Below are 17,631 nucleotides of genomic sequence, written 5' to 3' on the forward strand. Positions count from 1 at the left end.
TGGTGACAGACGAAGGGGCCAGTATGCGCGAAGAGGATGGGGTTGGCAGCGTAATCGTACCGCCAGCGCCGCCGCGTCGTCGCACCGTCCTGCCGCTGTTGATCCTGACCCTGCTCGCCTTTGCCCTGGGCGTAGGCCTCACCGTCTGGGCCTGGCCGCAGATACAGCGCCGCTGGGGCGATCCGCAGACGCCTGCGCAGCAAAATGTGCGTGTACCGGCGCAGGGGCTGATTACCGGAAGCGGGACCGGCGCGGCCGTCCAGCCGCTGACCACCAATGCGGCGCAAATGTTGGACAGCCGCGTCATCCAGCTGGAAGAGCGGCTCAACCGGATCACGGTGGAAGCGCAGGCCGCGTCGGGCAACGCTGCCCGCGCGGAAGGATTGCTGGTCGCCTTTGCCGCGCGGCGCGCACTCGATAGCGGTACGCCGCTCGGCTATGTGGAGGGGCAATTGCGGCTGCGTTTCGGCCAGGCCCAGCCCCGCGCCGTCGCCGCCATCATCAATGCGGCGCGTGAGCCGATCACCCTGGCGGACCTGCGCGGGGGACTAACCGACATTGCGGGCCAATTGACCACGCCGCCGGCCGAATCCGGCTGGTGGGATGCGCTGGAGCATGAGGCGCGCGAGCTGGTCACCATTCGCAAGGCATCGACACCCTCCCCCGCCCGCAAGTGGCGATGGATCGCGCCATGCGCTATATTGACGGTGGCCGAGTGAGCGCTGCGCTGGCCGAGGTGGAGCGGTTGCCAGGCCGTGCGGCGGCGGACCGCTGGATGCAATATGCGCGCCGCTATCTGGAAGCGCGGCGCGCGCTGGATCTTATAGAAACGGCAGCGATCTTGGAACCGCGCCAATTGCGCGGCACCGAAGGGACGCCGGTGAACCAGACGTCGCCGCTCGCACCCTGAGCTAACTCCTTAACCACTGTCACAAACGACGAACCGTTAATCGCATGAGGCGAAACCGATGGACGATCCGATCGTTTGTCACGACAATGTCATCTTTTCCCGTCGCGTCACCTGACGGGGTTCAGGGATATCATCGTCGTGCCGCCTTACGCCCAAGCCGTCAGCAGTTTTTGGAAGGATCGCCTGGCGACCGGACCGCGCGCGGCGCAGCTTCCACCCCTGCAGCAACTGCTCGGCAATCTTACTGTTCCCTTCGATCTGGCGCGAACGAAGGCTCAGGCGACCATGCTGGCGGGTCAGATGCAAGGCGACGGCCGATCCGTTCTGCTGATTCCCGGCCTGATGGCGTCGGAACAGCGTATGGGCTGGCTGCGCGATATCCTCAATCTGGCGGGCTATGACGCGCATGACTGGGGCATGGGCCGCAATTTCGGGCCACGACCCGACAGTCTGAGCCGGATCGACGCCCGCGTTGACGCTATCCGCAAAGATAATGGCGCACCGGTCATACTGGTCGGATGGAGCCTGGGCGGACTATATGCGCGGGAATATGCCAAGTTTGCGACCGATAAGGTTGGCGGCGTGGTGACCATGGGCACGCCCTTTTCCGGCGATCCACGTGCCAATCATGCCTGGCGGCTTTATCAGCTTGTATCGGGCTTTCCGGTCGATCGCCCGCCCTTCCCTTGCACGCGCGAAGACAAACCGCCGGTGCCGACCGTGGCGCTCTGGTCGCAACGCGACGGCGTGATCCTGCCCGAATGCGCCAAGGGGCGCGCCCGCGAGCGCGACAGAGCGATCGAAGTGGACTGCACCCATATGGGCTTTGCCGCATCGCCGGAGGGTATCGCGGCGGTGGGCAAGGCATTGGAAGCGATCACTCGCGCCTGATCTGACGGTTCAGGCTATCGTCGTGAAATGACGCGAGGCGTTACGGTTTCAGCCTCGCCAGCGCCTCATCCCGGCCGATGAGCGGCAGCAGCTGCCCCATGTCCGGGCCGTGATCCAGCCCGGTCAGCGCGCGGCGCAGCGGCAGGAACAGGGTCTTGCCCTTGCGACCCGTCTCCTCCTTCAAAGTGCCGGTCAACGTGCGCCAGATGTCGCCGTCGAAGGGCGCGTCAGTGAGAATGCGGTGCCCAGCGGTCAGGAAATCGCGATCCTCTTCTGCTACCAACGGCGCATCGATCGGCCCGGTGACGATGCGCCACCAGTCGGCCGCACCTGCCACCGTTTCGAGATTGGGACGGATGGCTGCCCAGGCGGCTTCATCCATGCCCTGCGGCAGACGGTCGGCCACGTCCGCATAGGGCAGGATGTGGACGATCTTCTGGTTGAGCGTCGCCAGTTCGCCTTCATCGAAGCGCGCGGGGGCACGGCCGAAATACGCGAAGTCGAAACTGTCGATGAGTGGCGCCATGTCCAGGAAGGGCTCGATCGACTGCGAACTGCCCAAGCGTGCGAGCAAGGACGCGATCGCCATCGGCTCCAGGCCGATCTCGCGGAAATGGGCGACGCCCAGCGAACCCAGCCGCTTGGACAGCTTGCCCTCGCTGCCGGTCAGCAGCGCTTCGTGCGCGAAGGCGGGGAGTGGTGCACCCAATGCCGCAAACATCTGAATTTGCGTCGCGGTGTTGGACACATGATCCTCCCCGCGCAACACGTGGGTGACGCCCATATCCACATCGTCGATCACCGAGGGCAGCATGTAGAGCCAGCTGCCGTCGGCGCGGCGGATCACGGGGTCCGACAGCAATTTGGGATCGAAGCGCTGGTCGCCGCGGATGCGGTCGGTCCAAGTGATGGGCTGATCATGATCCAGTTTGAAGCGCCAGTGCGGGGTGCGGCCTTCGGCTTCATAGGCGGCGATCTGGTCCGGTGTCAGCGACAGGGCCGCGCGGTCATAGACAGGTGGCAGACCGCGCCCCAGCAACACCTTGCGGCGCAGGTCCAGTTCCTGGCTCGTCTCATAGGCGGGATAGACGTGACCCGAAGCCTTGAGCGCTTCGAACTTGGCTTCATAGAGCGCAAAGCGGTCGGACTGTTTTTCCTCGCCGTCCCAATGGAGGCCGAGCCATCGCAGGTCGGCCTTGATCAATTCGGCATATTCGGGGCGCGAGCGTTCCAGGTCGGTGTCGTCCAGACGCAGCAGGAAGCGGCCGCCCGATTTGCGCGCCCACAGCCAGTTATGGAGCGCGGCACGGATATTGCCGACATGAAGATTGCCGGTGGGCGACGGGGCGAAGCGGGTGATGACGGTCATGGCGGCCCTTACAGGGTGCGGAAGGCATTGGTGATCGGGTAACGGCGGTCGCGGCCGAAATTGCGGGTGCCGAGCTTTACGCCCGGCGGCGACTGGCGGCGCTTATATTCGGCGATGTAGAGCAATCGCTCGATCCGGGCCACGGTGTCGCGATCGAAACCGCGCGCGACCAGTTGCTCGACCGACAATTCCTCCTCGACCAGGCCATAGAGGATCGGGTCCAGCACTTCATAGGGGGGCAGGCTGTCGTCGTCGCGCTGGTTGTCGCGCAGTTCGGCGCTGGGGGGCTTGGTGATGACACGGTCCGGCATGACCGGACCGGCAGGACCAAAGCCTTCGCCGAGCGAGGGGAGATGGTCGTTGCGCCAGCGGCAAAGGTCGAAGACGGTGGTCTTATACGCATCCTTGAGCACCGAGTAGCCGCCCGCCATGTCGCCATAGATGGTGGCATAGCCCACCGACATCTCGCTCTTGTTGCCGGTGGTCAGCAACATGTGGCCGAACTTGTTGGATAGGGCCATCAGGGTGAGGCCCCGGATACGCGACTGGATATTTTCTTCGGCCAGGTCGCGCTGGCGCCCCTCGAACGCGGGAGCCAACATCGTGTCGAAGGCGTCGACCGCCGGTTCGATCGGGATCGTGTCGTAGCGAACGCCGAGCAGGCGCGCGCATTCCACCGCGTCGTCCAGACTGTCCTGGCTGGTGAAGCGCGAGGGCATCATCACGCACCAGACCCGGTCGGCGCCAAGCGCGTCGACGGCGACGGCTGCGGACAGCGCGGAATCGATGCCGCCCGACAGGCCCAGCACTACGCCGGGGAAGCGGTTGCGGTTCACATAGTCGCGCAGGCCCAGCACCATGGCGTTGTAGATATCGGCCGGATGCTCATCCAGTGCGTGCGGCTCGCCGGGTAGGCATATCCATCGGCCGTCCGATTTTTCCCATGTCGTCAGCACCAGCGCTTCCTCCCAATCGGGAAGTTGCTGCGCGACGCTCACATCGCCGTTCATCACGAAGGATGCGCCGTCGAAGACGATTTCGTCCTGCCCGCCAACGCGATTGAGATAGACGAGCGGCAGGCCGGTTTCGCGTACGCGCGTGCCCGCGACGGCATTGAGGCGGCGGTCGTCCTTGTCGATCTCATAGGGACTGCCATTGGGGCTGATCAGGATCTCCGCGCCTTCGCTGCGCAGATGCGCGGTGACGAAGGGAAACCAGATATCCTCGCAGATCGGCACGCCGATCTTCACGCCCTTGAAATCGATCGGCGTAGGCAGCGGGCCGGGCGCGAACAGCCGCTTTTCATCGAAGGTGCCGTAATTGGGCAGTTCGCGCTTCTGCCGGATGGCTGTGACCGCGCCATCCTCCAGCAAGGCGACGACGTTGAATAGCACGCCCTGCGACGCGACGACGGTGCCGACCAGCATCGCCGGGCCGCCGTCCGCAGTCGCCTGCGCCAGACGGTCCAGTTCCTGATTGGCGCGATCGACAAGGGCGGGTTTCAGCACCAGATCCTCTGGCGGATAACCGATCAGTTGCAGTTCGGGATAGACGATGAGGTCCGCGCCCTGCGCCCGCTCGCGCCAGGCCAGCATGGCGTCGGCATTGGCGGCAAGGTCGCCCACGGACTGGGTCATCTGGGCAAGCGCGATCACGAGTTTGTCGGTCATGCCCGCGCCCTAGAGCATTTTTTGCTACAGCCAAAATGCTCTGTTTTTCGATGCCGCATTTTCGAACCCAACGACCGCGTGGCGACCGTTCTGAAAATGCTCCGGCCATTTTACCCGATGGCGCAAAAGCGCCTTTCCACATCGGACCGACACCGCTAAAGGGGCCGCGTTTCGCGCATCGTCATCAATTCGTCACGCCAATCAGTTTGGGGGGTTTTCGCCATGAAACTCATGACCGGCAATTCGAACAAGCCGCTTGCGGCCGCCATCGCCGACTATATCGAGATTCCCCTGACCGACGCCAGCGTCCGCCGTTTCGCGGATGAGGAAGTGTTCGTGGAAATCCATGAAAATGTCCGTGGCGAAGACGTGTTCGTCATCCAGTCGACGGCCTATCCGACCAACGACAATCTGATGGAATTGCTGATCATGATCGATGCGCTGAAACGCGCGTCGGCCAAGCGAATCACCGCCGTCGTCCCCTATTTCGGCTATGCCCGGCAGGATCGGAAGCCCGGTCCCCGCACCCCGATCAGCGCCAAGCTGGTCGCCAACCTCATCACCACGGCTGGCGCCGACCGCGTCCTGTCGGTCGATCTGCATGCCGGGCAGATCCAGGGCTTTTTCGATATTCCGACCGACAATCTGTTCGGTGCACCGGTGATGTCGGCCGACATCCAGGCGCGGTTCGGCGACAAGAATATCATGGTCGTGTCGCCCGACGTCGGCGGCGTGGTGCGCGCCCGCGCGCTGGCGAAGCGACTCGACAACGCGCCGCTCGCCATCGTCGACAAGCGCCGCGAGCGCGCGGGCGAATCGGAAGTGATGAACATCATTGGCGACGTGAAGGGGCGTTTCTGCATCCTGATCGACGATATCGTCGATTCGGCCGGTACGCTGTGCAACGCCGCTGCGGCGCTGAAGGCGGCCGGCGCGGAAGACGTGATCGCCTATGTCAGCCATGGCGTGTTGTCGGGCGGCGCAGTCGCGCGGGTCGAAGCGTCGGAGCTGCTGGAACTGGTCATCACCGATTTCGATCCAGGGCACCGATGCGGTGATCGATGCCAAGCATATCCGCCATCTGCCCATCGCCCCGCTGCTGGGCGAAGCGATCAAGCGCATCGCAGATGAAAGTTCGGTGTCCAGCCTGTTTGACTGAGGACGGTCAGGCGGCTGGCAGCAGGACCAGCGGCACCGTCAATATCATGACGAGCGCGATGACGATCCGCTGACCGCGCGATACGCCGAGCGGCTTGTCGCGCCAGATCATGGGGCAGGCAAGCAGCGCAAAGACCAGCAGCATGTTGGACAGCGTCACCGATCCACCGATCGGGAGATCCTGACGCAAGGCCAGGCCCGCGAACAGGCCGACGAAGCTCAATATCCAGCCGACGATCGCCATGTACATGCCCCTTTCTTGTCGGAGCCTAGAACGGCCGGGTTGCCGAAGGCTTAACCGGCGCAGGGCCTAATGCCAGGGATCGTAGCTGCCGAAGCTCCAGACATTACCCTCCGGATCGAGCGCAGTGTAGCCGCGCCCCGGATAGCCGTCATTATCCTGGGGTTCCTGCACCACCACCGCGCCTTCGTTGCGGGCATGGAGGCAATGGGCGTCGGGATCGTGGACGACGACATAGACACTTGCGGTGACCGCGCCGAGATCGCGGGCGGTGCCCCAGGTGTAGAGCGATTCGCCCGCCATGTCCCGGATGCTGCCCACCATGATCATGCCATCACCCAGCACCAGTTGCGCATGATGGATGATGGTGGGATCGGTGTCGTCGGGATAGACGGCGTGGCGCGCAAAGCCGAAGGCGTCGCACAGGAAATAGATCGCGGCGGGGGCGTCGGCGTAGCGCAGGCATGGGATGACGGGTGAACCGGGCATCGTCCTCTCCTTCTCGGCATCTGCCGTTCAGTCTAGCGCATCCCCGTCCGAGCCGCTAGGCGAAGGGCATGACCACCCGCGACGACCTGACCCTCGCCAACCGCCTTGCCGACGCCGCCGGCGCCGCCATCCGCCCCTTTTTCCGCGCGCGCTACGATCTGGAGATCAAGGCGGACAAGTCGCCGGTGACGGAAGCGGACCGCGCCGCAGAAGCCGCGATCCGCGCGATCCTGGAAAAAGAGCGCCCGGACGACGGCATCATCGGGGAGGAATATGGGTCGATACGCGAAAATGCCGAGCGGGTGTGGATTCTCGATCCGATCGACGGCACGCGCAGCTTCATTGCCGGACGACCGATCTTCGGCACGCTAATCGCGCTGACGCAGGGGGGATGGCCGACCATCGGCATCATCGACCAGCCGATCGCGCAGGAACGCTGGGCGGGGATGAGCGGGCAGCCCACGACCTTCAACGGCAAGCCGGTGCGGACCCGAGCGTGCAAGGCGCTGGAGGGCGCGGGCATCGCCACGACCAGCCCGCATCTCTTCGCCGACGACGACGTGCCGCATTATATGGCGCTGGTTGCCGCCGTGTCCGGGGCGCGCCGCGCCAGGGGCCGGTCTATGGCGGGGACTGCTATAATTACGGCCTGCTGGCGTCGGGCTTCCTGGATATCGTCATCGAATCGGGCCTGCAAAGCTATGATTTCGCGGCACTGGTGCCCGTGGTCGAGGGCGCGGGCGGCCTGATGTGCGACTGGAACGGCGAGCCGTTGACGGCGGATAGCGAGGGCCATGTCCTGGCGCTGGGCGACCCGGCCCGGCTGGAGGATGTGCTGGAGGCGCTGCATGCCGCCGGACATCATGACGGCCATGGTCACGATCACTGACCAACCTGGCTAAAGCAGCCGCCCGCTAGCGGCACGCTGCCATCAGAAGATGCCCAGGAATTTCTTGTCCTGCCGCTTCTGCTCGCCCTGGCTGCCCTTCCCCTTTTCGTCCTTGGCCGTGGTGCCGCGCCCGACATCGTCGCGCGGCTGCCCATCCTTGGTCCGCTGCGCCTGCGCCTGTGCGCCCGCCAGGACGGGGCCGCAAGCCGCGCCCTTGGCGTCGCCTGCATCGATGAAGGCAATGAGCGACGCGATGGGCGTGCCCACGATGCCCAATGCCACCGCCGCGCCACCGCGCGACAACAGTTCAGGGCTGATCACGCTGATGCCGGGCTTGGCGAAATAGCCGTTAATGCCGATGGGCGACTGGCCGGAAAAGAGGCTGATCTTCTTGGCGTCGGCGCGGAAGGCCAGGTCCAGGCTTTCGTTCTTGAATGAAAAGCCGCCGCGCCCGATCATGACATTCTTCTTCGTATCGATCAGGATCGGGTCGGCCGCCGCCACGCCGTTGCGCACGGTGAAGGCGATCAGGCCGCAGTTGATCTCGACCGGCTGCTTCAGCTTACCCGAAAACATCTTGGTCGCGAAGGTCCCGATGTCGAGCTCCGAAAGCTGGACGTTGCGCGCCCACATGGAGCCGGCCGGCAGCACCACAGCGATCCGCCCGTTCGCCGCGGCCAGCGAATCATGCAGCGAATCGCCGATGCCGGTCATCTGAATTCGCCCCTTGATCGTGCCGTTGGTGCCCGAATCGGCCACGCCCCAGCGCGCCAGCAGCTTGCCCATGGGGGTGGGCGACAGGCGGATGTCGTAGGTGGTGCGCACCGGCTGTTTGCGCGCGTCAATCTCTATGTCCGACGCCACATGCCCGCCGGACATATCGAACGTGAGCGGCGACAGGACGAGCAGGCTGTTGTCCAGTTTGACCGTCACCGCTCCGTTGGAAATGGGCAGATTGGGCGCGCGGATGGTGCGCGCCGTGTAACGGACGTTGGCGTCGAAATTGCGGATCGCCTCCACCCGGAGCGGCGTGTCCGGCAGGACGCGCGGCGCGCCGCCGATTTGCTCGATAGCGCCGGCCGCGCCCTGCGCCGCCAGTCGTTCAGGATCATAGCCGAAGAAGGGACCGGCATCGACGATGTCCATCTTTTGCGTGGCGAGATCGGCGTCGATCAGCAGCCGCCCCTTGGGCAGCGAAACGGTCATCTTGCCCGCCAGGTCGCTGTCGCCGAATGTGCCCTTCAAATGGGTGAAGCGCCACTCCTCTCCGACCTTGGTCAGCGCGGAGGTGAAGCGGTAGCGCCGCGTGTCGGGGATAGCGACGCCCAGGAAATCGAACAACAGGCTGAGATTGGGACCATGAGTGACGAGACGCAGGTCGCTGCCTTCCAATTCGGTAGCCCCCGGCAGCGTGCCCGTAACCTCCAGCACCGTGGCGCCTGCGACCGCGCGCATGGACAGGGCGTTCTTGCCCCGGCTGATGGTCTGGTTGGGCGACAACAGCCCGCCCATGACCTTGAAGGGGCGACCGCGCATCGTCCCCGTGCCGGAAAAGCGCACATCGCTGGCGAAGCGCGTGTCCTGCGCCTTCACCGTCTCGAACCCGATATCGGTGGCGAGCTGCATCCGGGGATCGCGATAGCGCAGCGTCGTGCCCGCCAGCAGCGCGCGGCGCACCAGCGGCAGGTTGAGCGGCTCGCCCTTTTTGCCAGGATCGCCGAATGTCCACGTGTTACTGGCATGATCGCGCGACCATTCCAGATCGACAGCACCATTGCGCAATTCCAGCCAGGGCACGCGATATTTGCGGCCGAAGAGCAGGCTGAACGGCGCGATCCGGCTGTCGATCAGGTCGGCGCGGAACAGGTCCGGGCGGCTGGCCCAGGCCGGATTGGCAACGCGCATGTCCTGAGCCAGGAACTTGATGCTGAACGGTGCGAAATAGAGCTGGAAATCCCCGCCAACGTGCACCGGTCGTTGCAACTGGCCGGTGACGATCCGCTCGAACGGCCTTTTCAGGAACCGGCCCTTGGTGATGAACAGGATCAGCCACAGCGCGAAGAGGATGCCGACGATCCACAGGATGATCCGCAACGGCAGTGGCAGGCGGCGGTAGCGATCATGGGCGCGTAGCATATGGGCATGCACGCCGCCGGATGGCGCAACGGATGGATTGGGATCGATGTCGGCCATGGCAGGCGTAACGCCGCGCCTTGCGCTTTAGGTCCGAATCGTCTTGCTTTCCAGCCATCGTCCGACTATGCGCGCCGTTCGCGAGTATTCAGTGAGACCGCCCGGCTAACTAGGGCTGCCGGGGCTGTCTGTAATCGTCGCGCAGATAAGGAGACGAAAATGCCCAAGATGAAGACCAAGAGCGGTGTGAAGAAGCGCTTCAAGTTCACCGCGACCGGCAAGGTCAAGCACGGCGTCGCTGGCAAGCGTCACCGCCTGATCAGCCATAACGCAAAATATATTCGCCAGAACCGTGGCACTTCCGTGCTGTCCGATGCCGACGTGGCTCACGTCCGCCTCTGGGCACCCTACGGCCTGAAGTAAGGAGTAGAGGACAATGGCACGCGTAAAACGTGGTGTAACCACCAAGGCGAAGCATAAGCGGTTGCTGGTTCAGGCGAAGGGCTATTATGGCCGTCGCAAGAACACCATCCGTATCGCTCGCCAGGCCGTCGAAAAGGCCGGCCAGTACGCCTATCGCGATCGTAAGGTTAAGAAGCGTTCGTTCCGTGGTCTGTGGATCCAGCGCATCAACGCGGGTGTCCGCGCCGAAGGCCTGACCTATTCGCAGTTCATGCACGGCCTCAAGCTCGCCGGTGTGCAGCTGGACCGTAAGGTTCTGGCCGACATTGCGATGCACGAAGGCGAGGCGTTTAGCGCCATCATCGCCCAGGCGAAGGCTGCGCTGCCCGCAGCCTGAGCGGACTGATCGCAAGATCGTCTCAAGGGGCGCCGGGGCAGATGCTTCCGGCGCCCTTTTTGTTTTTATGCCTCCTTTCGACCAGAGCGAAGGCGGGGGGCTTCGACAGGCTCAGCCCGAACGGATTTGAGGCTGACCGGATATGCCAGAGGGACCAATCCCATGTCGCTGCATCTTTGGTGGTTGTATGTTACGGCGGTTTTCCTGATCTCGGCCACGCCGGGGCCAAACATGCTGCATGTGATGACGCAGAGCATCGCCCATGGCGCGCGCAAGGCACTGGCGACGATGGCGGGCCTGATGAGCGCGGTGCTGCTCTGCCTGGTCGCGTCGGCGCTGGGTCTGGGCGCGCTGCTCAAGGCCTCGCCCGGGCTGTTCGACATATTGCGCTATGTCGGTGTCGCCTATCTGCTGTGGCTCGGCATCAAGGCGTGGCGTGCGCCGGTAGGGGACAGCACGGTGCGCGCGACGAACGCCCGTTCGGCCCGCGCGCTCTACGGCACGGGGCTGCTGACCGGCCTCGCCAACCCCAAGCTCATCATCTTTGCTGCCGCACTCTTCCCCCAGTTCATCGACCTGCACCGCCCCTTCTGGTTGCAGCTGACGATCCTGATCGCCAGTTTCGTGGTGATCGAAAGCTTCTGGTACGCCGTCTATGCGCTGGGCGGTCTGCGCCTGGCGCGCTGGCTGGAACCGGCGAACCGGCAGAGATTGTTCAATCGCGGCACCGGCTTGCTGTTCATCGGCTTTGGCGGCGCGCTGCTGGGCGCGCGGGCGTAAGCTTTCCCGGCCCTTTCCTTGATCGCCCAGCGTCGCTAAGGCCGCGGGCATGTTTCCGCCACAACATGCTCTGGAAGAAGAATGACCGAAATTAGCGCATTGAAAGCCGGCCTGATCGCCGACATCGCCGCCGCCGACACGCTGGATGCCGTCGAGGCGTTGCGCGTGGGCGCGCTGGGCAAGAGCGGGGTCGTCACCGGCCTGTTGAAGACGCTGGGCCCGATGTCGCCGGAAGAGCGGATGGCGAAAGGCCCGCCGATCCAGGATCTGCGCGAAAGCGTGACGGCCGCCTTGGCAGAGAAGAAGGCCGCGTTGGAGCAGGCGGCGCTCGACGCCCGGCTCGCGTCCGAGCGCATCGACATGACCCTGCCCGCCGATCTTGGAGCGCAAGGATCGGTGCACCCGGTTGCCCAAGTGATGGACGAACTGGCGGAAATCTTTGCCGATCTCGGCTTCTCGGTCGCCACCGGGCCGGAGATCGAGGACGACTGGCATAACTTCACCGCGCTCAATATCCCGGAGACGCACCCGGCGCGCGCGATGCACGACACCTTCTACTTCCCCGATGAGGAAGGCCAAAAGAAGATGCTGCTGCGCACCCACACGTCGCCGGTGCAGATCCGCACGATGATGAATGGCACGCCCCCGCCGATCCGAATCATCGCGCCCGGCCGCGTCTACCGCAGCGACTCAGATGCGACCCATACGCCGATGTTCCACCAGATCGAAGGCCTTGTCATCGACAAGGATATTACGCTGGGGCACCTCAAATGGACGCTGGAGACGTTCCTCAAGGCGTTCTTCGAGCGGGAAGACATCGTCCTGCGCCTGCGCCCCAGCTATTTTCCCTTCACCGAACCATCGGTCGAGGTCGATGTCGGCTACACGCTGACCAACGGCCAGCGCGTCATCGGCGGGGACGGCGATGCGGCGGGTGGCGGCTGGCTGGAAGTGTTGGGTAGCGGCATGGTCAACCGCAAGGTGATCGAGGCCTGCGGGCTGGACCCTGACGAATGGCAGGGCTTCGCCTTCGGCACCGGGGTCGATCGCCTCGCCATGCTCAAATATGGGATGAACGACTTGCGCGCTTTCTTCGACGGCGATCTGCGCTGGCTGAAACATTATGGTTTTTCGGCGCTGGACGTACCCACGCTGAGCGGAGGAGTGGGCGCATGAAGTTCACCCTGAGCTGGCTCAAGACGCATCTGGCGACCGATGCGGACCTTGCCACCATCCTCAAGACGCTGAACGCCATCGGGCTGGAGGTCGAGGGCGTCGAGAACCCGGCCGAAAAGCTGGCCGGGTTCAAGATCGCTAGGGTCCTGACGGCGGAGCGTCATCCGCAGGCCGACAAGTTGCAGGTGCTGACCGTCGATCATGGCGACGGATCGCCGCTCCAGGTCGTGTGCGGCGCGCCCAACGCGCGCGCGGGCCTGGTCGGGGTGTTCGGCGTCGAAGGCGCGGTAGTGCCGGTCAACGGCATGGTGCTGAAGAAGACCGCGATCCGCGGCGTCGAATCCAACGGCATGATGTGTTCCACGCGCGAACTGGAACTGGGCGACGATCATGACGGCATCATCGAACTGAGCGGCGACGCACCGGTGGGCCAGGTCTATGCCGATTGGGCGGGCCTGAACGATCCGGTCATCGACGTCAGTATCACGCCCAATCGGCAGGATTGCATGGGTGTGCGTGGGATCGCGCGCGATCTGGCGGCGGCGGGGCTGGGTACGCTCAACGCCATCATCGTGCCGGAGATTGCGGGCGTGGGTCCGGGGCCGGACGTGCGAACGGACGATGTGGACGGCTGCCCCGCCTTTTTCGCGCGCACGGTGCGCGGCGTGACCAACGGCACATCGCCCGAGTGGATGAGCAAGCAGTTGAAGGCGATCGGGCAGAAGCCGATCAGCACGTTGGTCGATATCACCAATTATATCATGATCGACCTGGGTCGGCCGCTCCATGTCTACGACATGGCGCGCCTCAAGGGCGGTCTGGTCGCGCGCAAGGGGCAGCCCGGCGAGCAGGTGCTGGCACTGAACGGCAAAAGCTACACCGTCGATGCAACGATGACCGTCATTGCCGACGACGAGGCCGTGCATGATATCGGGGGCATCATGGGCGGCGAACATTCGGGCGCGCAGGCCGGAACGACCGATGTGCTGATCGAATGCGCCTATTTCACGCCGGAGCGGATCGCAGTGACGGGGCAGAAGCTGAACCTGACCAGTGACGCGCGCGGCCGGTTCGAGCGAGGCGTCGATCCAGCGTTTCTGGATGATGGCCTGTCGATCGCGACTTTTCTGGTCACGCACCTGTGCGGTGGCACGGCGAGCGAGGCGACCCGCGCCGGGACGCCGCCTGTCACGCCCCGCACTATGGCCTACACCCCGGACCAGTGCCTGGCGCTGGCGGGCGTGGACGTGCCGGCCGACGAGCAGAAACGAATCCTTGAAAGCCTGGGCTTTGGCGTCAGCGGCGAGACGAGCCGCGTCGAATATGAGGATGGCATGCCCGTCACCGTGCGCGGCGAATGGACGATCACGGTGCCGACCTGGCGTCGCGACGTCGATGGCTGGCCCGACATCGTGGAAGAAGTGGTGCGTATCGTCGGCCTGGACCATGTCCCCTCCACGCCGTTGCCGCGCGTGTCGGGCGTCGCCCGACCGACCGCTACGCCCGAACAGCTGGTGGAGCGCCGCGTGCGCCGCACGGCTGCCGCGCGCGGCCTCGCCGAAGCGATCAACTGGTCCTTCATTTCCGACAAGGAAGCCGCTGCCGTGGGCGGGGGCGACTGGACGCTGGCCAATCCGATCTCCGAAGATCTGAAAGTCATGCGGCCTTCGCTGCTGCCTGGCCTGTTGTCCGCGACGAAGCGCAATGTCGATCGCAGCGCCACCTCGGTCCGCCTGTTCGAACTGGGCCGTCGCTATTTCAAGCAGGGCGAGCGGGCAACGGTCGGCTTCGTGCTGGCAGGCGAAAAGACGCCGCGCGGCTGGCAGTCGGGCAAGGCGCAGGCTTTCGATGCTTTCGACGCCAAGGCCGAAGTGCTCGCGCTGCTGGCCGCTGCCGGTGCGCCGGTCGGCAACCTCCAGAGCTTCGGGGAAGCCTCGGCCGCCTATCATCCCGGCCAGTCTGGCACGCTGCGGCTGGGGCCGAAGGCGGTGCTGGCGGAATATGGCGTGCTGCACCCGTCTCTGGCACGGCAGTTCGGGCTGTCGGGCACTGTGGTCGCGGGCGAAATCTTCCTCGACGCCATTCCGGGCAAGCGCAAGAGCGGCTTCATGCGTGCGCCCTATGCGCCACCGCCATTACAGGCGGTAAAGCGCGACTTCGCCTTCCTGGTACCGGACGGGGTCGAGGCCGACGCGCTGGTCCGCGCCGTGAAGGGCGCGGACAAGAAGAGCATCGTCGACGTGCGGCTGTTTGACGTCTTCGTCGGGCCGGGCGTGGAGGAAGGCGTCAAGTCGCTCGCGATCGAAGTGACGTTGCAGCCGGGCGAGAAGAGTTTTTCCCAGGAAGAGCTGGAGGCGATCAGCGCCGCGGTGGTGAAGGCCGCGCAGAAGCTGGGCGGTAGCTTGCGGGGGTAAAGCCCGACTTCGGGATGAAGGGCCGCGCCTGTCGGAAGCGCACCGGACGGGCTATCCGTTGCTTGGAAGTCGGCTATTCCCCGGCGAAGGCCGGGGTCCAGTTCTGCGCTCTAGGCTGGACCCCGGCCTTCGCCGGGGAACAGCGTCAGGGTGAAGACTCTACAGATCGACGCCCGCCGCGATCGCTTCCAGCTTGCGGATGCGTTCCTTGAGGTCGGCGACCTCGATCCGGGCGGAGGCCGTCGGGGGGACGACTTCCTCAAAATGGCGGCCCAGTTCGGCGCGCTTCAATTCCAGCCAGCCGTTCCAGCCGCGCAGGCCCGCTATGGTCAGGATAGCAAGGCTGGCAAGCGCGGTCGCCGCCAAGGTCAGATAAAGATAGGGGTCTTGCATATAAGCCTCCCTGTCCGGTCGGATCGCGCTCAGTCGCGGTCCCGGAGTTTCTCGAATTCCCGCTCCAGCGCGGTGGAGCCGTCCGTCGCCAGCCGTTCCAGCACGGCGACGCGGTCCTTGAGCGCCTTCACTTCGGCGCGCAGCCGTTCCGCTTCCGGATCGGGACCACGCTGGATGAAGTCTTCGCCCTTGCCGCGGCGCACGACGCCATATTTGGCCTGCAAAACCCGGGAAATTGCAACGATCGCCACGATAAGGACGACCATGGAAAAAGGATTGTCGATCATCTGTCTTGTCCCTTGATAAAGTCGTGCGCTCAATTAGCCGGGCTGCGCAGTCGTTCGATGTCCTGAGCCAACCGGTGGCTTTCGTCGGTAACGATCCGCTCAACCACGGCCAGCCGGTCCTTCATCGATCCGATCTCGGCGCGCAGCTGGGCATTTTCCTGACTCAGCAGTTTGATGCGCTCGACCATCTCCTCGTTCTTCTGCGGATAGATCGCCTTGCCCCAACTGTTTTCCAGCGGATAGCCATGTTTGATGCGCAGCCAGGTGGTGAAGATCCAGCCGCCGACGCCAAGCGATCCGACGATGACCGCGACCGGGGCCAAAGCTTCGAATGGAAACATGATGATACTCCCCTTGGTCGGCCAATATCAGCGCAGCGTGTCGATTTCGCGCGCGGTGCGGGCGGCGGGATCGGTGGCGATCCTCTCCAGCACGGCGATGCGCTCTTCGAGGCGGCTGATGCGGCCCGTCAACTTTTCGTTTTCGTTGGAAAGAAGGTCGATTTTTCGACCAGCGTCAGCGTCCGTTCGATCAACGGTGCCGGTCCATTCATTTTCCACCGGATAGCCGTGTCGCGCACGGACCCAGGTGGTGAACATCCAGCCCAGCGTCGATATCGCGATGATGGCCAGGACGAAATAGGGTCCACTAAAGCTCATGAACAATCTCCCCTGTTATGCGGCCCCGGCGCGGCGCTCAGCGCAGGCTGTCGATCTCGTCGGCGAGGCGGGTGTTGCGGCTGGTATAATAGATTTCGATGTCGGCCAGGCGGCGATCGATATCGCGGAACTTGGACCGGACGTCGCGGGTCGAGCGGGTCGGGTTGGTCCGCACGCCCTGCCAGAATTTTTCGTCGTCGCGATCCGAATAGAGGCCCATGGGCTTGTTGTCGGCGAAATAGACGGCGCAGGCATAGGCGATCAGCGTCCAGGGGAAGGCCCCCATCAGCGTGACAAGCACCGCGCCGACGCGGACCCAGGTGACGTCGATCCCGCTATAGTCGGCGATGCCGGCGCACACACCCGACCATTTGCCATTTTTCTTGTCGAGATAGAATTTGGTACGGCGGGCACTCATGTCAGTTCCTCCGGTCGAGTTCGTAACCGTCGTCGGCCGACGGGCGAGAGGGGCGGAAATCGGGATTGTCGGCGGCGACGATCCGTTCGACCGTCTGGAGCCTTTCCTCCAGACGGCGGGCGAGAAGGTGGAGGTCGTCCAGCAGCTTCTCATCCTCGTCGGTGATCTTGGGCGCCTGCTTCCACTTGGTGACATAGTGGAAGATCAGCCAGGGCATGCCGATGAACAACATGCCGCAGACGATGACGGGCAGGAAAACCTCTTCCATCGGATCAGCCTTCCTTACCCATGCTGGCTTTCAAGGCGGCGAGATCGGCATCGACCTTGTCGGCCGACTTCAATTCCGCAATCTCCTCTTCCAGGGTCTTGGGCTGCCCGCCCAGCGTCACGGCGTCGGCGCGGCCTTCGGCCATGTCCACGCGGCGTTCGAGCATGTCGAAACGGGCGAAGGCGTCGTTGACCTTTTCGCCGGCATAGGCTTCGCGGACACGCAGGCGGTTTTCCGCGCTCTGCATCCGCGTCACCAGGCTGTTCTGGCGGGCGCGGGCTTCGCGCAGCTTGCCCTGCAGCTTGGCGATGTCTTCCTCCGACGCTTTCAGCGCCTCGTCGAGCGTCTCGATCTCGTGGCCCAGATGCTCGGCCATGTCGGTCGCCTTCTGGCGCTCGACCAGAGCGGCCTTGGCCAGATCCTCGCGGTCCTTCGACAGGGCGAGCTGCGCCTTTTCGGTCCAGCTGTCCTGCAAGGCATTGAGCTTGGCGATGTGGCGACGCATTTCCTTCTGGTCAGCGATCGTACGGGCGGCGGACGCGCGGACTTCGACCAGTGTTTCCTCCATTTCGAGGATGATCATGCGGATCATCTTCGCGGGGTCTTCCGCCTTGTCGAGCAGGTCGGTCACATTGGCGGCGATGATGTCGCGGGTGCGGGAGAAAATACCCATTATAATGTCACTCC

General features: G+C 64.3%; 18 protein-coding genes and 3 pseudogenes. 9 read left to right on the top strand and 12 right to left on the bottom strand.

Annotated elements, in window-relative coordinates:
* The first annotated feature begins 23 nt into the window (after positions 1-23).
* Both U5A82_RS20085 and U5A82_RS20090 read left to right on the top strand, forming a co-directional pair.
* Positions 24-910: pseudogene (locus tag U5A82_RS20085) on the top strand (hypothetical protein).
* A 138-nt stretch (positions 911-1,048) separates the two neighbouring features.
* Entirely contained in the window at positions 1,049-1,801 is a 753-nt protein-coding gene (locus U5A82_RS20090; RefSeq protein WP_326292618.1) for an esterase/lipase family protein, read from the top strand.
* Between the two features lie 40 nt (positions 1,802-1,841).
* Here the strand turns inward: U5A82_RS20090 and gltX are convergent, their stop codons facing one another.
* Together gltX and U5A82_RS20100 are read right to left on the bottom strand one after the other, a co-directional pair.
* Positions 1,842-3,170, bottom strand: coding sequence for a glutamate--tRNA ligase (gltX, locus tag U5A82_RS20095; RefSeq protein WP_326292619.1), 1,329 nt, complete (start codon positions 3,168-3,170; stop codon positions 1,842-1,844).
* Between the two features lie 8 nt (positions 3,171-3,178).
* Positions 3,179-4,840, bottom strand: a complete 1,662-nt coding sequence (locus U5A82_RS20100) for an NAD+ synthase (RefSeq protein WP_326292620.1) — start codon at positions 4,838-4,840, stop codon at positions 3,179-3,181.
* Between the two features lie 222 nt (positions 4,841-5,062).
* Here U5A82_RS20100 and U5A82_RS20105 point away from each other — a divergent pair.
* Positions 5,063-5,999 (top strand): annotated as a pseudogene (locus tag U5A82_RS20105) (ribose-phosphate pyrophosphokinase).
* 6 nt (positions 6,000-6,005) lie between these two features.
* Here U5A82_RS20105 and U5A82_RS20110 read toward each other — a convergent pair.
* On the bottom strand, positions 6,006-6,242 hold the full coding sequence (locus tag U5A82_RS20110; protein ID WP_326292621.1) for a hypothetical protein: 237 nt from the start codon (positions 6,240-6,242) through the stop codon (positions 6,006-6,008).
* A gap of 66 nt (positions 6,243-6,308) precedes the next feature.
* Positions 6,309-6,728, bottom strand: a complete 420-nt coding sequence (locus U5A82_RS20115; protein WP_326292622.1) for a VOC family protein — start codon at positions 6,726-6,728, stop codon at positions 6,309-6,311.
* A gap of 68 nt (positions 6,729-6,796) precedes the next feature.
* Here U5A82_RS20115 and hisN point away from each other — a divergent pair.
* Positions 6,797-7,617 (top strand): annotated as a pseudogene (hisN, locus tag U5A82_RS20120) (histidinol-phosphatase).
* 42 nt (positions 7,618-7,659) lie between these two features.
* Here the strand turns inward: hisN and U5A82_RS20125 are convergent.
* Positions 7,660-9,810, bottom strand: coding sequence for an AsmA family protein (locus U5A82_RS20125; RefSeq protein ID WP_326292623.1), 2,151 nt, complete (start codon positions 9,808-9,810; stop codon positions 7,660-7,662).
* Between the two features lie 159 nt (positions 9,811-9,969).
* Here U5A82_RS20125 and rpmI point away from each other — a divergent pair, with 159 nt between their 5' ends.
* The 5 genes from rpmI (at position 9,970) to pheT (ending at position 14,919) form a co-directional block, all read left to right on the top strand.
* On the top strand, positions 9,970-10,173 hold the full coding sequence (gene rpmI / locus U5A82_RS20130) for a 50S ribosomal protein L35 (protein WP_007711873.1): 204 nt from the start codon (positions 9,970-9,972) through the stop codon (positions 10,171-10,173).
* A 13-nt stretch (positions 10,174-10,186) separates the two neighbouring features.
* Positions 10,187-10,549 (top strand): 50S ribosomal protein L20, encoded by a 363-nt coding sequence (rplT, locus tag U5A82_RS20135; RefSeq protein ID WP_326292625.1) that lies wholly within the window; start codon positions 10,187-10,189, stop codon positions 10,547-10,549.
* A 162-nt stretch (positions 10,550-10,711) separates the two neighbouring features.
* Positions 10,712-11,329 carry a LysE family translocator gene (locus U5A82_RS20140; RefSeq protein ID WP_326292626.1) on the top strand — a complete coding sequence of 206 codons (618 nt, stop codon included), beginning with the start codon at positions 10,712-10,714 and terminating at the stop codon, positions 11,327-11,329.
* An 81-nt stretch (positions 11,330-11,410) separates the two neighbouring features.
* Positions 11,411-12,505, top strand: coding sequence for a phenylalanine--tRNA ligase subunit alpha (gene pheS / locus U5A82_RS20145; RefSeq protein ID WP_326292627.1), 1,095 nt, complete (start codon positions 11,411-11,413; stop codon positions 12,503-12,505).
* On the top strand, positions 12,502-14,919 hold the full coding sequence (pheT, locus tag U5A82_RS20150; RefSeq protein WP_326292628.1) for a phenylalanine--tRNA ligase subunit beta: 2,418 nt from the start codon (positions 12,502-12,504) through the stop codon (positions 14,917-14,919). The genes pheS and pheT overlap by 4 nt, the downstream gene beginning before the upstream one ends.
* Before the next feature lie 159 nt (positions 14,920-15,078).
* Here pheT and U5A82_RS20155 read toward each other — a convergent pair whose 3' ends face one another.
* From U5A82_RS20155 to pspA, 7 genes are read right to left on the bottom strand one after another with little or no spacing between them, the layout of a single operon-like run.
* Positions 15,079-15,312 (bottom strand): hypothetical protein, encoded by a 234-nt coding sequence (locus tag U5A82_RS20155; RefSeq protein WP_326292629.1) that lies wholly within the window; start codon positions 15,310-15,312, stop codon positions 15,079-15,081.
* A gap of 29 nt (positions 15,313-15,341) precedes the next feature.
* Positions 15,342-15,599, bottom strand: a complete 258-nt coding sequence (locus U5A82_RS20160) for a hypothetical protein (RefSeq protein WP_326292630.1) — start codon at positions 15,597-15,599, stop codon at positions 15,342-15,344.
* Between the two features lie 29 nt (positions 15,600-15,628).
* On the bottom strand, positions 15,629-15,940 hold the full coding sequence (locus U5A82_RS20165; protein WP_326292631.1) for a hypothetical protein: 312 nt from the start codon (positions 15,938-15,940) through the stop codon (positions 15,629-15,631).
* A 27-nt stretch (positions 15,941-15,967) separates the two neighbouring features.
* Complete coding sequence (locus tag U5A82_RS20170) at positions 15,968-16,258, bottom strand: hypothetical protein (protein WP_326292632.1); 291 nt, start codon at positions 16,256-16,258, stop codon at positions 15,968-15,970.
* A 37-nt stretch (positions 16,259-16,295) separates the two neighbouring features.
* On the bottom strand, positions 16,296-16,676 hold the full coding sequence (gene pspC, locus U5A82_RS20175; protein WP_326292633.1) for an envelope stress response membrane protein PspC: 381 nt from the start codon (positions 16,674-16,676) through the stop codon (positions 16,296-16,298).
* 1 nt (position 16,677) lies between these two features.
* Entirely contained in the window at positions 16,678-16,944 is a 267-nt protein-coding gene (pspB, locus tag U5A82_RS20180) for an envelope stress response membrane protein PspB (RefSeq protein ID WP_088184885.1), read from the bottom strand.
* A 4-nt stretch (positions 16,945-16,948) separates the two neighbouring features.
* Positions 16,949-17,617: a phage shock protein PspA gene (gene pspA, locus U5A82_RS20185; RefSeq protein WP_326292634.1), complete on the bottom strand. Its 669-nt coding sequence runs from the start codon at positions 17,615-17,617 to the stop codon at positions 16,949-16,951.
* Positions 17,618-17,631 lie beyond the last annotated feature (14 nt).

It is taken from the genome of Sphingobium sp. CR2-8 (assembly GCF_035818615.1).
In the GTDB taxonomy this organism is placed as follows: domain Bacteria; phylum Pseudomonadota; class Alphaproteobacteria; order Sphingomonadales; family Sphingomonadaceae; genus Sphingobium.

Bases quoted from the DNA above. Each gene is read 5' to 3' on its own strand.
- U5A82_RS20115 (WP_326292622.1), bottom strand. From the start codon at position 6,728: ATGCCCGGTTCACCCGTCATCCCATGCCTGCGCTACGCCGACGCCCCC.
- gltX (WP_326292619.1), bottom strand. From the start codon at position 3,170: ATGACCGTCATCACCCGCTTCGCCCCGTCGCCCACCGGCAATCTTCAT.
- U5A82_RS20125 (WP_326292623.1), bottom strand. From the start codon at position 9,810: ATGGCCGACATCGATCCCAATCCATCCGTTGCGCCATCCGGCGGCGTG.
- U5A82_RS20110 (WP_326292621.1), bottom strand. From the start codon at position 6,242: ATGGCGATCGTCGGCTGGATATTGAGCTTCGTCGGCCTGTTCGCGGGC.
- U5A82_RS20165 (WP_326292631.1), bottom strand. From the start codon at position 15,940: ATGTTTCCATTCGAAGCTTTGGCCCCGGTCGCGGTCATCGTCGGATCG.
- rplT (WP_326292625.1), top strand. From the start codon at position 10,187: ATGGCACGCGTAAAACGTGGTGTAACCACCAAGGCGAAGCATAAGCGG.
- U5A82_RS20100 (WP_326292620.1), bottom strand. From the start codon at position 4,840: ATGACCGACAAACTCGTGATCGCGCTTGCCCAGATGACCCAGTCCGTG.
- pheT (WP_326292628.1), top strand. From the start codon at position 12,502: ATGAAGTTCACCCTGAGCTGGCTCAAGACGCATCTGGCGACCGATGCG.
- rpmI (WP_007711873.1), top strand. From the start codon at position 9,970: ATGCCCAAGATGAAGACCAAGAGCGGTGTGAAGAAGCGCTTCAAGTTC.
- pheS (WP_326292627.1), top strand. From the start codon at position 11,411: ATGACCGAAATTAGCGCATTGAAAGCCGGCCTGATCGCCGACATCGCC.
- U5A82_RS20170 (WP_326292632.1), bottom strand. From the start codon at position 16,258: ATGAGCTTTAGTGGACCCTATTTCGTCCTGGCCATCATCGCGATATCG.
- pspC (WP_326292633.1), bottom strand. From the start codon at position 16,676: ATGAGTGCCCGCCGTACCAAATTCTATCTCGACAAGAAAAATGGCAAA.
- pspB (WP_088184885.1), bottom strand. From the start codon at position 16,944: ATGGAAGAGGTTTTCCTGCCCGTCATCGTCTGCGGCATGTTGTTCATC.
- U5A82_RS20155 (WP_326292629.1), bottom strand. From the start codon at position 15,312: ATGCAAGACCCCTATCTTTATCTGACCTTGGCGGCGACCGCGCTTGCC.
- U5A82_RS20140 (WP_326292626.1), top strand. From the start codon at position 10,712: ATGTCGCTGCATCTTTGGTGGTTGTATGTTACGGCGGTTTTCCTGATC.
- U5A82_RS20160 (WP_326292630.1), bottom strand. From the start codon at position 15,599: ATGATCGACAATCCTTTTTCCATGGTCGTCCTTATCGTGGCGATCGTT.
- pspA (WP_326292634.1), bottom strand. From the start codon at position 17,617: ATGGGTATTTTCTCCCGCACCCGCGACATCATCGCCGCCAATGTGACC.